Source organism: Saccharothrix violaceirubra (genome assembly GCF_014203755.1).
In the GTDB taxonomy this organism is placed as follows: Bacteria; Actinomycetota; Actinomycetes; order Mycobacteriales; family Pseudonocardiaceae; genus Actinosynnema; species Actinosynnema violaceirubrum.
Genome location: NZ_JACHJS010000001.1, coordinates 1,889,892 through 1,903,368, shown reverse-complemented (window position 1 = coordinate 1,903,368; position 13,477 = coordinate 1,889,892). Strand labels below are relative to the sequence as shown.

Genomic DNA, 13,477 nt, shown 5'->3' with positions numbered 1-13,477 from the left:
CCCGCCCGGTATCCCCGGCCGGGCGGGCACGACCGGTCCGCTAGCGGCGGGCCAGGGTCAGGTACGCGAAACCCAGGTGGGTGCGGTAACCCTTGAGCCAGCCGTCCCGGTGGTCGTCGACGATCGCTTGGACCGCGGCGTGCTCCGGGTGGTCGGGGTGGTCGAGCAGCCAGTGTTCACGGGACGCGCACCAGCGCGACTCGAACGCGTCCCACTCGTCCAGGGTGGCGGTGGTCAGGCCGAGCAGCCGGTAGCCGCCGGCGAGCGCGAGGTCGACCAGGCCCGCGAGGTCGGCGAACTCGTCCTGGGCGAACACCGCCGTCGCGGCCGGGGTGGGCGGGTGTTCCCAGAACCCGTCGCCCAGCAGCAGGAGACCGCCCGGCGTGACGCGCTCGCGCAGGGCGGTCAGGGTGGCCTGCGTGCCGCCCCACGCGTGGGAGGCGCCGATGGAGATGGCCACGTCGGCGCGGCCGGGCCAGGTGGTGGCGTCGGCCTGGTGGAGCGTGACGTTGGTGAGACCGCGTTCGGCGACGGCGGCCCGGCCCCGGCCGATCGCGTACTCGTCGTCGTCCACGCCGACCGCCCGCACGCCCGGCTCGTGCGCGGCGATCCGCAGGAGCAGTTCGGCCCAGCCGCAGCCGTAGTCGACGACGTCCTTGCCGGCCAGGGCGCGCAGCCCGGAGATCAGGTCGTACGACCGGGCGTCGGACAGCGGTGCGTTGAAGTCGAGCAGCGCATGGCCGTTGGCGGGTACGTCGGTCACGGTGTCACCGTTCCAGACGACCGGGTCGGTCGGCACGGGAATTTTCGTCCCCGCGCACGACCCGACGCAGTCGGGGCAGACGTTCCGCGACGACGCGTTCGGCACCGCGGTTCGTGGGCGTGTAGTAGTCCCGGCCGACCAGGTCGTCCGGTGGGTACTGCTGGGTGAGCACCCCTTCCGGCACATCATGCGGGTAGCGGTAGCCGCGCGCGTTGCCGAGCTTCTCCGCGCCCGCGTAGTGCCCGTCGCGCAGGTGGGCCGGCACCGCGCCGATCGCACCCTTGCGCACGTCGTCGATGGCCAGGCCGATGGCCTTGGTGACCGCGTTGGACTTGGGCGCGGTGGCCAGGTGCACGGTCGCGTGGGCGAGGTTGAGCCCGCCTTCGGGCAGGCCGACGAGCTGCACGGCCTGCGCCGCCGCGACGGCGGTCTGCAACGCGGTCGGATCGGCCAGCCCGACGTCCTCGCTGGCGAAGATCACCAACCGCCGCGCGACGAACCGGGGATCCTCGCCGGCCTCGATCATCCGGGCCAGGTAGTGCAGGGCGGCGTCCACGTCCGAGCCCCGGAGCGACTTGATGAACGCGCTGGTCACGTCGTAGTGCTGGTCGCCCTGGCGGTCGTAGCGGACGGCCGCCTTGTCGACGGTCTTCTCCAGCGTGGCCAGGTCGAGCACCCCGCCCTCGGCGGCGTCGGCGGCGGCTTCGAGCGCGGTCAACGCCCGCCGCCCGTCACCGCCGGCGAGCCGGACCAGGTGGTCCTCGGCGTCCGCCGCGACCTCGATCCGACCGCCGAGCCCCCGCTCGTCACCCACCGCCCGCCGGACGAGGGTCCGCACGTGGTCGTCGGTGAGGGAGCGCAGTTGCAGCACCAGCGACCGTGACAACAGCGGGGAGACGACGGAGAAGAACGGGTTCTCGGTGGTGGCCGCGACCAACAGGACGATCCGGTCCTCGACGGCCCCCAACAGCGCGTCCTGCTGGGTCTTGGAGAACCGGTGCACCTCGTCGATGAAGAGCACGGTCGCCTCCCCCGACCGCACCAACCGCCGCCGTGCCTCGTCGATGACCGCACGCACTTCCTTCACCCCGGCCGACAGGGCGGACAGCGCCGCGAACCGCCGTCCGGTGGCCGTGGAGACAAGCGTGGCCAGGGTCGTCTTACCGGTACCGGGCGGCCCGTAGAGCAGGACGGACGCAGGCGAGGCCCCCTCGACCAAGCGGCGCAGCGGAGCCCCGGGCCCCAGGAGGTGCTCCTGCCCGACGACCTCGTCCAGGGAACGTGGCCGCATGCGCACGGCCAGCGGTGCGTTGGCCGCGATCCGCTCGGCCTTGACCTCCTCGGCGACCCCGAACAGCCCTTCGTCGAACACCCCGTCGCTCACGGCCCCGACTGTAGCCCGCAGGTCCGACACCACCGGACGACCACAGGCCCGCGCCAGGCGCCAGACCAGGCCACGCGAACGCACAACTCACGGTGCCTGAACGCACATTTCGCGGTGTCCGAACGCATAACTCGCGCGTTTCAGTCCAGGCGGAACCCGTAAGGCAACTCGAGACGGTGCCGGGCCAACAACTCGGCATCACCCAGGATCTCCCGGGTAGGACCGTCGGCCACCACCACACCACCGTCCACCAGCACACTCCGCGGACACAACTGAGCCGCGTAAGGCAGATCGTGGGTGATCATCAGCATGGTGGTGTCCAGCCCCAGCAGGACCTCCGCCAGCTCCCGCCGCGCCACCGGCTCCAGGTTCGCGGACGGCTCGTCCAACACGAGGATCTCCGGATCACACGCCAGCACCGTCGCCAGGGCGACCCGCCGACGCTGGCCTCCGGACAGGTGCAAGGGGGACCGGTCCGCCGCCTCCGTCATCCCCACGGCGGCCAGGGCCGCCTCGACCCGCGCCGCCAGCTCCGGCCCGGACACCCCGAAGTTCGTCGGCCCGAACGCCACGTCCTGCCGCACGGTCGGCAGGAACAACTGGTCGTCCGGGTCCTGGAACACGACCCCCACCCGACGGCGGATCTCCTTGAGGTTCGCCCGCTCCACCGGCAGCCCGGCGATCTCGATCCGCCCCGATCCCCCGCCCAGGACACCGTTGAGGTGCAGGGCGAACGTGGTCTTGCCGGCCCCGTTGGGCCCGAGCACCGCCACCCGTTCCCCGCGTTCCACCCGCAGGTCGACCCCGAACAACGCCTGGTGCCCGTCGGGATACGCGAACGCCAACCGCTCGACCACCAGGGCCGGCCCCGTCCGCACCGGTCGGGACACCTCCGGGGACGGCACGCTCGACCACCCACGCGACACCATCGCGAGGTGGACGCGCTCGCCACGGTCATAGGAACGGATGAACAACGCCCCGACACCCCGCGCCGTCGCACCCGCCTGCCACAGGAAGCGCGGATCGTCCCCCCGGGAGATGCGCGCGACCCGCATCCGCTTGGCCTCGGCCACGACGACCTCGGCGTACCTCAACATCAGCGTCGCGATGGTGACCAGCACCGCGGGCATGCGCAACCGGCCCAGACCGGCGAGCAGGTCCTGCGGCGCGGTCGTCGCGGCGAGCGTCAACGACACGAGGACGCCCAGCGTCCCCTTGGCCAGGATGTTCCACCCGGCCAACGCACCCGACACCGACACGGACACCCCGAGCACGTCGACACGTTCCCCGGTGCCGGTGAACGGCAGCACGAAAGCCAGCAGCACGAACGGCAACTCGATGAGCACGCGCGGCGCGTACCAGCCGACCGGGGTCCGGGCGACCGCCCACACCGCGCCGATCGCCAGGAGGTACGCCCCGAACGCCCAGTACGCCTCACGCGGCGTCGCCACCACGCACAGCACCGCGACGACCGCCGCGACGATCTTGACCTGGGGTGCCAGCCGGTGCACCGGCGAGTCGCCCGGCCGGTAGAGGGCGGCGTTCACGCCTTGGGCGTGCGCTTGCGCAGCAGCCGGAACAGGCCGAACGCGACCGACAGCACGACGAGCACGCCGACCACACCGGCGACCCCGGTCAGCCGGTCGTCGCCGCCCACCGCGTAATCGGCCAGCGGCCCGCCGCCCAGCGGGTGGTCCCGGGCGTGCTCGGCGATGCCGTGCTCTTCGGTGACGTAGTCGAGCCCGTCGGGGTCGGCGCTCGCGAAGTAGGACACGACACCGGCGAGCACAAGGCTGACCAGCGCGAACCCGAGGAAGAAACGCTTCACTTCAGCTCCAGCTTCTGCGGCACGCCGCGCAGCAGGTGCACCAGGTCGGGCCGGACGGCGGCCACGGCGGTCACGGTCGCGGCGGTGATCAGCCCCTCGCCGATGCCGATCAGCACGTGCACGCCCAGGATCGCGACGGCGACCGTGCCGAACCCGACACCGCCCTGGCCGCCGATCGCGTACTCGACGACGAAGCCGAACGACGCCAGCACCGTGTTGACCAGCGCGGACACGAACGCCACCGCCGCCAGACCGCCCTTGCCGCGCCGGGCGAGCCCGCGCAGCGCCACCGCGACCGCGAACCCGACGGCCGTACCGACCAGCGCCATGTTGGTGACGTTCGCGCCGAGCGCGGTGACGCCGCCGTCGGCGAAGAACAGGGACTGCACGACGAGCACGATCGTCACGCACAGCGCGCCGACCCACGGTCCGACCAGGATCGCGGCCAACGCGCCGCCGAGCAGGTGACCGCTCACGCCGGGCAGCACCGGGAAGTTGAGCATCTGGGTCGCGAACACGAACGCCGCGACCAGGCCCGCGAGGGGCGCGGTGCGGTCGTCGAGGTCGCCGCGCGCCTTGACCAGCGCCACGCCGACGCCCACGACGGCGATCGCCACGAACAGCAGCGACGTGGGCGCGTTCAGCAGCCCGTCGCTCATGTGCATTGCCACCGGTTCCGACACGCGCCTCACGCTAGATGCCACTCCCCCGCAGTGGCCAGCACGGTGCAACAACGATGCGACGCGTCACAGAAGAGTGAGGATCGCTCACCATCGGGCGAAACCCGGTCGGTCGGGACGTCGTGGCGGGAATTCCCGGGGCACCTGTCCGCTTCATCGTCGAGGAGTACCCATGCACCGCGCCGTCACCACGCTGATCGCCGCCACCGCGCTCGCCGTGTCCGTCGTGTCCGCTCCGGCCGCGTCCGCCCGGGAGGCCGTCGCCTCGGCCCCGGCCGACTGCGTCGCCCACCTCGCCGCGAACGGCTTCACCGACACCCCGGCCGCGACGTCGGTCTGCCGGGTGGCGACGGTCGACCCGAGCTTCTGCGAGGAGGTGCTCGGCGGGCGCGGCGTGGCCCGCGCGGTGGCCGTCGAAGCCTGTCGCCTCGCCGCCACCGCCGGCGTCTGACCCGCTCGGAGCGGGTCGGGCGGACCTGCCGTCGCCCGACCCGCCGGACGCTCTTCGGGCACCACCACGACAGGCCGACCCGCGCGCCGGCCACCCCTCGGGCCCACGGCGAGCGCCCGCCCCCGGCCGGAGAACGACCGGGAACAACCCCGATCGGGACGACCCGGACCCGCGCGCCGGTCCGGACGTCCGCCGCGTCGGTCCGCGCCCCACCTTCCCCGGACGTGACCTGCGGCGGGAACCGCCTAGGATCGGGGCGCGATGACTCTCACAGACCGGCTCCCCGCCACCTACGACGCCGACGTCCTCTACGACACCTTCGCCGAGTGGGCGCTGGAACGCGGTCTGGAGCTGTACCCCGCGCAGCAGGAGGCGTTGATCGAGATCGTCTCCGGGTCGAACGTCATCCTCAGCACGCCCACCGGCTCGGGCAAGAGCATGGTCGCCATCGGCGCGCACTTCGCCGCCCTGGCCGAGGGCAAGCGGACCTACTACACCGCGCCGATCAAGGCGTTGGTGTCGGAGAAGTTCTTCGCGCTCATCGACACGTTCGGCGCGGACAACGTGGGCATGATGACCGGCGACGCGAGCGTCAACGAGACCGCGCCGATCATCTGCTGCACGGCCGAGATCCTGGCCAACATCGCGTTGCGCGACGGCGCGGCGGCCGACGTCGGCCAGGTCGTGATGGACGAGTTCCACTTCTACGCCGAGCCCGACCGCGGCTGGGCGTGGCAGGTGCCGCTGATCGAGCTGCCGAACGCGCAGTTCCTGCTGATGTCGGCGACGTTGGGCGACGTCTCCTTCTTCGAGAAGGACCTGACCCGGCGCACCGGCCGCACCACCACGACCGTCCGTTCGGTTCAGCGGCCCGTGCCGCTGAACTTCCAGTACGTGCTGACCCCGCTGCACGAGACGATCGAGGAACTCCTGCACGGCCGCGAAGCACCCGTGTACGTCGTGCACTTCACGCAGGCGTCGGCGTTGGAACGCGCGCAGTCGCTGATGAGCGTCAACGTGGCCACGCGCGCCGAAAAGGACGCGATCGCCGCGACGATCGGCCGGTTCCGGTTCACGTCCGGGTTCGGCAAGACGCTGTCGCGGCTGGTCCGGCACGGGATCGGCGTGCACCACGCGGGCATGCTGCCCAAGTACCGGCGGCTGGTCGAGCAGCTCGCGCAGGCCGGTCTGCTCAAGGTCATCTGCGGCACGGACACGCTGGGCGTGGGCATCAACGTGCCGATCCGCACGGTCGTGTTCACCGCGTTGGCCAAGTACGACGGCCAGCGCACCCGGCACCTGAAGGCCCGCGAGTTCCACCAGATCGCGGGCCGGGCGGGCCGGGCCGGCTACGACACCGTGGGCACGGTCGTCGTGCAGGCGCCCGATCACGTGGTCGAGAACGAGAAGGCGCTGGCCAAGGCGGGCGACGACCCGAAGAAGCGGCGCAAGGTCGTGCGCAAGAAGGCGCCCGAGGGCTTCGTGTCCTGGAGCGACCAGACGTTCGAGCGGTTGAAGGACGCCGAGCCCGAGCCGTTGACGTCGAGCTTCCAGGTCAGCCACGCCCTGCTGCTCAACGTGATCGGGCGGCCGGGCAACGCGTTCGCGGCCATGCGGCACCTCCTGGAGGACAACCACGAGGACCGGGCCGCGCAGCGCCGGCACATCCTGCGCGCGATCCAGATGTACCGGGGACTGCTGGCGGCCGGCGTGGTCGAGCGCGACGGCGACGACTTCCGGCTGACCGTGGACCTGCAGGTCAACTTCGCGCTGAACCAGCCGTTGTCGCCGTTCGCGCTGGCCGCGGTCGAACTGCTCGACCGCGAGGCGCCGGGGTACGCGCTGGACGTGCTGTCGGTCGTGGAGTCCATCCTGGACGACCCGCGCCAGGTGCTGTCCGCGCAGGAGCACAAGGCGCGCGGCGAGGCCATCGGCGCGATGAAGTCCGAGGGCATCGAGTACGAGCAGCGGATGGAACTGCTGGAGGAGGTGACGTACCCCAAGCCGCTCTCGGAGCTGCTGGAGGCCGCGTTCACCACCTACCGGCGCGGCCACCCGTGGGTGTCCGACCACCACCTGTCGCCGAAGTCGGTGGTGCGGGACATGTACGAGCGGGCGATGACCTTCACCGAGTACGTGTCGTTCTACCAGTTGGCCCGGTCGGAAGGGCTCGTGCTGCGGTACCTGGCCGACGCGTACAAGGCGTTGCGGCAGACCGTGCCCGAGGACGCGAAGACCGAGGACCTCAACGACCTCCAGGAGTGGCTCGGCGAACTCGTCCGGCAGGTCGACTCCAGCCTGCTCGACGAGTGGGAGAAGCTGCGCAACCCGGGCGAGGAGGAGACGCCGCTGGACGACCGGCCGCCGGCCGTCACGCGCAACCTGCGCGCGTTCCGCGTGCTGGTCCGCAACGCGATGTTCCGCCGGGTGGAGTTGGCGGCGCGGCGGAACTGGTACGAGTTGGGGCAGCTGGACGGGGACGCGGGGTGGCACGCGGAGGACTGGCAGGAGGCCATGGAGCCGTACTTCGCCGAGCACGACTCGATCGGCACCGGCCCCGATGCCCGCGGCCCCGCCCTGCTGCTGATCACCGAGGAGCCCGGCCTCTGGCGGGTCCGCCAGGTGTTCGACGATCCGGCGGAGGAGCGGGACTGGGGTTTCACGGCCGAGGTGGATCTGGCCGAGTCCGATGAGACCGGGGGCGCCGCGCTTCGGGTGACCGAGGTCGGGCCTTTCACCCCCTGATCGCGAGACCTTTTCGGGTGCTGTTGCTCCCGTGAACGCGCGAGTTGTGCACTCGGACACCGTGAGTTGTGCGTTCAGGCACCGTGAGTTGTGCGTTGGTGCGCCGAAAGGTGGGTGTCTCGCGTTCGGGGCTTGGATCCCCGTCGCTCGCCGCTCGGGCAGACCACCGAAAAGGGGCACTCAGGGGGATTCCGCCCCCGACTGCTGCCGCCGTGGGTCGCTTGCCGTGCTGCCGGTGCCGGGAATAGGGGTTGGTGCGCGTAGGTAGCCGGGTCGACCGTGATGGTGCCGGTGCTCGGCGCAGGGGTGTGCGGGTGTGGGTGGTCGTCGTGGTGGTGCCGGTGGGTTGGTGTCGCTGAGGGGTGTCGATCGGTGATCCTCCGTAACGAGGGCCATCCGGTGGTACTGCGGCAACCCTTCGAGTACCAGCATGTTGCGTCGGGACGGAGCGGAGGCGAGGGATCTGGCGCACGACGAGTTCGGCGTGCTCGGGCCGCTGGTGGTCCGGCGTGGCGGACGGGTGGTCACGATCACGGCGGCCAAGCACCGGGTTGTCCTCGCGACGTTGCTGCTGTGCGCCAACAGGTCGGTGTCGGCCGCCGAGTTGATCCGGCGGGTCTGGGGTGGGGTTCCGCCCGATCGGGCCGGGCAGACGTTGCCGGTCTACGTGATGCGATTACGCCGGGTGCTCGGGGATCCCGCAGTGATCCACACGACGTCCACCGGGTATCGGATCGACGTGCCGGACGGGGCCCTCGATCTCGACCGGTTCGGGGTGTCGGCCGACGCGGGGCGGGCGGCGGTGGCCGGCGGGGACGCGGCGGGTGCCGTCGTCCACTACGAACAGGCGTTGGCGTTGTGGCGGGGACCGGTCCTGGCCGACGTGCCCTCGGAATCGTTGCACGAGACCGAGGTGCCCGCCCTGGCCGAGCGGCGGTTGCGGGTGCTGTCCGAACTCATGGACGTGAAGCTGCGGCTCGACCGGTGTGACGAGGTGATCGCCGACCTGCGCCGGCTGACCGCGCGGCACCCGTTGCGGGAGCGCTTCTGGTCCCAGCTCATGGTCGCGCTGTACCGGGTGGACCGGCAGGCCGACGCGCTCGACGCCTACCGGCAGGCGAGCACGGCGTTGGCCCGCGAGTTGGGAGTGGACCCGAGCGAGGCGTTGCGGTCCGTGCACCACGCGATCCTCACCGGCGACCCGGCCCTGCACCGGCCCGCCGCGACGGAGTGGACACCGGTGTCGCAGCTGCCCGCACCGGTCGGGAACTTCGTCGGTCGTGAAGAGGAACTGGAGCGCGTGACCGGGCTGCTGTCCGGGTCGACGGCGACCGTCGTGGTGTGCGGGTCGCCCGGGGTGGGCAAGACGGCCTTCGCGATCTCCGTGGGCCACGCCGTGCGCGACCGGTACCCCGACGGGCAGCTGTACGTGAACCTGCGCGGCCACTCGACGTCGCCGCCGCTGACCACCTCCGCCGTGCTCGCCCGGTTCCTGCGCGCGATGGGCGTGCGGGCCGACCGCATCCCGGTCGGCGAGGACGCGCTGGTGCGCGGCTACCGCAACCGGCTGCGCGGCCGCCGCGTGCTGATCATGCTGGACAACGCGGCGTCGACCGACCAGGTGCTGCCGCTGCTGCCCGGCGAGGCCGGGTGCTCGGTCCTGGTGACCAGCCGCAACGAGCTGTGCTCGGGCACCTGCCAGACCGTGGTGCGGCTCGACGTGCTGCGCGGCGACGAGGCGTGGCGGCTGCTCGCCCGGTCGCTCGGGCCGAACGTGGCCATGTCGGAGTTCGAGGCGATCGGCGAACTGGCGCGGCTGTGCGGGTACCTGCCCCTGGCGCTGCGGATCGCGCTGGGCAACCTGGTCGGGTCGTCGCACGCGGACATCTCGTCCTATGTGGACGAATTGCGCGGCGGCGACCGGCTCGCCGCGCTGGCCGTGGACAACGACGACTCGGCGGCCGTGCGGCGGGCGTTCGACCTGTCCTACGCGGCACTGTCGCCGGACGCGGCCCGGCTGTTCCGGCTCGCCGGCCTGGTGCCCGGACCGGACTTCAGCGTCGCGGGCGCGGCGGCACTGATCGGCGGGCCGGAGTCGACGACCCGACGGCTGCTCGGCGACCTGGCCGCCGCGCACCTCGTGCAACGGGTGGGCGCGGACCGGTTCGCCATGCACGACCTCCTCCAGGACTACGCGGCCGACCGGTCGCGGGCGGCCGGTGACGACGGCACGGCGGCACGCCGACGGCTGTTCGACTGGTACCTGGGCACGGCGGTCGCGGTCGGTGACGTGCTCTACCCGGAACTGCGGCCGGGACCGGCGGGGACGCCGACGCTCGGCGCGGCGCGGGCGCGGGCGTGGCTGGAGGCGGAACGGCCCAGCGTGCTGGCCGCGACCGAGTACTGCGCGCGGTTCGGTCCCCGGCGGCTGGCCTGGCAGTTGATCGACGCCGTGAGCGGCTACTTCGGATCGCACGGCCACCACGTCGAGTTCCTGCACGCGGTCGACGCGGCCCTGGGCGCGGCCCGGCGCGACCGGGAACCGGCCGCGCAGACCGCGATGCTGGTGTGGCTCGCGGCCGAGCACCGCAACCTGGGCAACCTGCGGGTCGCCCAGCGGTACCTGCGCGAGGCCGAGCCGACGGGCGACACGCTGTGGCTGCACGCCGGACTCGACGGCGTGGTCAACCTGGAACTCGGCGACTTCGCCGCGGCGACGACGTCGTTCACGCGGATGCTGGACCTGGGCGCGCACGCGCGGATCGGCGGGCTGGCCGGGCTGGGCGCGGTCGCGTTGATGCGCGGCGACGTGACGCGTGCCGAGGAGTCGCTGCTCGACGGACTGGAACGGGCGCGGGTCGCGGAGGGCGTGAACCTGGAGGCGACGTGCGCGAGCCTGCTCGCCCGGTGCCGGCTGGAGACCGGCGCGTACGAGTCGGCGGTGGAGTTGCTGCGGTTCGCGTTGGCCGCCTGGTACCGGACGGGCGCGCGACACGCGCGGGCCGAGGGGCTGGCCTACCTGGCGACGGCGTTGTGCCTGGACGGCGCGCACGCCGAGGCGCTGCGGACCGCACAGCGGGGGTTGGCGCTGGTGCAGGAGCTGGGCGGCAGTCCGCGCATCGAGTCCGAGGTGCACAACGCGCTCGGGCTCGTGCTGCGTCACCAGGGCGAACCCGGTCGCGCGGCGGCGGCGCACCGGCGGGCGCTGGAGTTGGCGACCGACTGCGACTACCGCTACGGGGTGACCCGCACGCACGTGCTCATCGCCAAGGCGTTGCGCGACGACGGGCTGGTCGGCGACGCGGTGCGGCACGCCCGTATCGGTCGGGACCTCGCATTCCGCTCCGGGTTCGGTACCTTCGGACGCACCGCGGACGACCTGCTGTCCGCACTGTCGCCGTCCTGACGTCGGAGTGCCCGTGTCCGATCCCTGGTTCTCACGCCTGTGGGCCGCGTCGACGGCCACCATGCTCGGCGACGGCATCAGGGTGGCGGGCCTGCCGCTGCTGACCGCCGCCTCGACCGGGTCGCCGACCGCGGTGAGCCTGGTCGCCGTCGCCGTGCACCTGCCGTGGCTGCTGTTCTCGCTGTTCGGCGGGGTGCTGGTGGACCGGTTCGACCGGGCGCGGCTGCTGTGGCTGTCGGGCGTGGCGCAGGCGGTGCTCGTGGGCGGGTTGGCGGTGCTGGTGCACCGGCACCCGCCGGGCCTGGTGACACTCGTGGTGCTGGCGGCCCTGCTCGGGTGCGCGGGGACGGTGCACCTGACGGCGTCCGGCGCGCTGCTGCCGGAACTGGTGGAGGCCGACGAACTGGACCGCGCCCACGGCCGCCTGCAGGGATCGCAGGTGGCGGCCCGGCAGTTGCTGGGTCCGCTGCTGGGCGCGGTGGTGTTCGGTTTCGCGGTGTGGTTGCCGTTCGCGATCGACGCGGCGTTGTTCCTGCTCGCGGCGGTGCTCGTCCGTCCGCTGGTGGGGTCGAACGACCGGACGCGCGCCGAGGACCGGGTCTTCGCGGAGACCCGCTCGGGGGTGCTGTGGCTGTCCCGGCACAAGGGATTCCGGTTGCTGGCGGTGGGGTTGGGCGTCGCGGCGTTGGCCTTGCAGTTGGGGACGACGTTGCTGGTGCTGCTGGTGACGGGGACGTTGCGCGGGTCCGTGGCGGCGTTCGGGATCGTGCTCGCGGTCGGCGCCGTGGGCGGCGTGGTCGGCGGCGTGACGGCCGGGCGGCTGCGGGCGCGGTTGGGGTTGGCGGCGGCGTTGAGCGGCGCGCTGCTGGTGATGGGCGTGTCGCTGCTGGTCGTCGGGGTCAGCGGGTCGGTGGCGGTGGTCGCCGTGATGTGCGGGTTCGGCGGGTTCGGTGCCGTGGTGTGGACGGTGCAGGCGTCGGCGTTGTGGCAGCGGGTCCTGCCGCGGACGTTGCGGACGCGGGTCGGCGGGGTGTACCGGTTGATCGGGTGGGCCGGGGTGCCGGTGGGCGCGGCGTTGAGCGGCGCGCTGGCGACGGTGACGACGCTGCGGGTGCCGTTCCTGGTGGGCGGCGTGCTGCTGTTGCTGACCACGGCCCTGGTGCCGGCGTTGGCGCGGCTCGACGCGACGCCCACGCCGGTGCCCAATCCGCAGTTGAACTGATCGCGGTCCAGGAGGGGAAATGCCGTTCTTCGACGTTCCCGAGCGGAAGCAGGGCTTCGAGGAGTTGACGGCGTGGGACCCGTCGTCGCGCTCGGCGCCGCGCGAGTGGGTGTTGCCGGCGACGGTGCCGTGGACGGCGCGGTTGGGCGAGGGGAGGTCCGCCGTCGTCGTGTTGGACCAGGTGCGGTGTTGGCGGGAGGGCGTGGAGTTCACGCTCCTGGCCTTCCGGCGCCGGGTGCCGTTCTCCGGCAACCGCTTGTCGATCGAGGCGACGTTGCGGTTCGGGGTCGGGTTCGCGGACGGGCGGCGGGCCACGACCGTCGACCCCTGGGACCTGCCCGACGACCGGCCGGCACTGGTCCCGCAGGGTGGTGGTGGCAGCCAGTTCCACCAGCGGAAGGATTACTACCTGACCCCGATGCCGCCCGCCGGGCCGCTGACGCTGGTGGTGGCCTGGCCGGACGGCGACATCCCGGAGACCGCGACCGTGTTCGACGCGGCCGAGCTGCGGGACGCCTCCGACCGGGCCGTGGCCATCTGGCCCGACCTGGTGCCGCCGAGTCCCTGAACCGGTCCGGTCTTCGGAGTGGGATCCGGTGGCACCAATCGAGACCACTCGTCCCAGACGTTGACCGTGGCCGGTGCGGAGGGCCAACATCGGGCACCGGTGATCCGGCGATTCGGGGGTGTGCCAATGGAAGTCGAGCCACACCTGGATCTCGGTGCGGTGTCGACGCCGGGCAGTCGGGACGAACTCGTCGAGGCGATCACGGAACTCGCCCGCATGGCCAGCCGCTGGTCGGACGTCGTCGGCAACCTCTACGAACCCACCCGCCGGCTCGTCGGCACGGCCGCCGCCGCGTCCGTCTCGCTGGCCGCGCGCCGGGCCGAGGAGGCGTTCCTCGAACTGGAGATGACGCTGGGCGACGTGCGCGCGGCGCGTCGGTCGTTGCCCTTGGCCACCTCGAGGGGCGAGGATGACCGTCCGATGGTCTGAC

11 protein-coding genes and 1 pseudogene are annotated in these 13,477 nt (G+C 72.4%); 6 read left to right on the top strand and 6 right to left on the bottom strand.

Annotated elements, in window-relative coordinates:
- Positions 1 to 40 precede the first annotated feature (40 nt).
- The 6 genes and pseudogenes from F4559_RS09545 to F4559_RS09525 all read right to left on the bottom strand — a co-directional run bounded on the left by F4559_RS09545 (position 41) and on the right by F4559_RS09525 (position 4,658).
- Positions 41 to 763: an SAM-dependent methyltransferase gene (locus tag F4559_RS09545; RefSeq protein WP_312865545.1), complete on the bottom strand. Its 723-nt coding sequence runs from the start codon at positions 761 to 763 to the stop codon at positions 41 to 43.
- A 4-nt stretch (positions 764 to 767) separates the two neighbouring features.
- Positions 768 to 2,147, bottom strand: coding sequence for a replication-associated recombination protein A (locus F4559_RS09540; protein WP_184667665.1), 1,380 nt, complete (start codon positions 2,145 to 2,147; stop codon positions 768 to 770).
- A gap of 140 nt (positions 2,148 to 2,287) precedes the next feature.
- Positions 2,288 to 3,076 (bottom strand): energy-coupling factor ABC transporter ATP-binding protein, encoded by a 789-nt coding sequence (locus tag F4559_RS34325; protein ID WP_221447881.1) that lies wholly within the window; start codon positions 3,074 to 3,076, stop codon positions 2,288 to 2,290.
- 36 nt (positions 3,077 to 3,112) lie between these two features.
- Positions 3,113 to 3,610, bottom strand: a pseudogene (locus F4559_RS34850) (energy-coupling factor transporter transmembrane component T family protein); the annotation flags it as partial.
- A gap of 80 nt (positions 3,611 to 3,690) precedes the next feature.
- Positions 3,691 to 3,975: a PDGLE domain-containing protein gene (locus F4559_RS09530; RefSeq protein ID WP_184667661.1), complete on the bottom strand. Its 285-nt coding sequence runs from the start codon at positions 3,973 to 3,975 to the stop codon at positions 3,691 to 3,693.
- On the bottom strand, positions 3,972 to 4,658 hold the full coding sequence (locus F4559_RS09525; protein WP_312865544.1) for an energy-coupling factor ABC transporter permease: 687 nt from the start codon (positions 4,656 to 4,658) through the stop codon (positions 3,972 to 3,974). Before F4559_RS09525 ends, F4559_RS09530 begins: the two co-directional genes overlap by 4 nt.
- Before the next feature lie 169 nt (positions 4,659 to 4,827).
- On the opposite strand from F4559_RS09525, the gene F4559_RS09520 reads away from it, so the two are divergent.
- The 6 genes from F4559_RS09520 to F4559_RS09495 all read left to right on the top strand — a co-directional run bounded on the left by F4559_RS09520 (position 4,828) and on the right by F4559_RS09495 (position 13,476).
- Positions 4,828 to 5,106, top strand: coding sequence for a hypothetical protein (locus tag F4559_RS09520; protein ID WP_184667659.1), 279 nt, complete (start codon positions 4,828 to 4,830; stop codon positions 5,104 to 5,106).
- A gap of 261 nt (positions 5,107 to 5,367) precedes the next feature.
- A complete protein-coding gene (locus F4559_RS09515) occupies positions 5,368 to 7,851 on the top strand; it encodes a DEAD/DEAH box helicase (RefSeq protein WP_184667657.1) in 2,484 nt (827 codons plus the stop codon).
- A gap of 430 nt (positions 7,852 to 8,281) precedes the next feature.
- Entirely contained in the window at positions 8,282 to 11,257 is a 2,976-nt protein-coding gene (locus F4559_RS09510) for an AfsR/SARP family transcriptional regulator (RefSeq protein WP_184667655.1), read from the top strand.
- A gap of 13 nt (positions 11,258 to 11,270) precedes the next feature.
- Complete coding sequence (locus tag F4559_RS09505) at positions 11,271 to 12,479, top strand: MFS transporter (protein WP_184667653.1); 1,209 nt, start codon at positions 11,271 to 11,273, stop codon at positions 12,477 to 12,479.
- Positions 12,480 to 12,498: 19 nt separating this feature from the next.
- Positions 12,499 to 13,047 carry a hypothetical protein gene (locus F4559_RS09500; RefSeq protein WP_184667651.1) on the top strand — a complete coding sequence of 183 codons (549 nt, stop codon included), beginning with the start codon at positions 12,499 to 12,501 and terminating at the stop codon, positions 13,045 to 13,047.
- A 126-nt stretch (positions 13,048 to 13,173) separates the two neighbouring features.
- Complete coding sequence (locus tag F4559_RS09495) at positions 13,174 to 13,476, top strand: hypothetical protein (RefSeq protein ID WP_184667649.1); 303 nt, start codon at positions 13,174 to 13,176, stop codon at positions 13,474 to 13,476.
- Position 13,477: the final 1 nt, after the last annotated feature.

Excerpts from the sequence above, each read along its gene's own strand:
- F4559_RS34325 (WP_221447881.1), bottom strand. The coding sequence starts at position 3,076 with ATGGTGTCGCGTGGGTGGTCGAGCGTGCCGTCCCCGGAGGTGTCCCGA.
- F4559_RS09495 (WP_184667649.1), top strand. The coding sequence starts at position 13,174 with ATGGAAGTCGAGCCACACCTGGATCTCGGTGCGGTGTCGACGCCGGGC.
- F4559_RS09515 (WP_184667657.1), top strand. The coding sequence starts at position 5,368 with ATGACTCTCACAGACCGGCTCCCCGCCACCTACGACGCCGACGTCCTC.
- F4559_RS09500 (WP_184667651.1), top strand. The coding sequence starts at position 12,499 with ATGCCGTTCTTCGACGTTCCCGAGCGGAAGCAGGGCTTCGAGGAGTTG.
- F4559_RS09520 (WP_184667659.1), top strand. The coding sequence starts at position 4,828 with ATGCACCGCGCCGTCACCACGCTGATCGCCGCCACCGCGCTCGCCGTG.
- F4559_RS09510 (WP_184667655.1), top strand. The coding sequence starts at position 8,282 with ATGTTGCGTCGGGACGGAGCGGAGGCGAGGGATCTGGCGCACGACGAG.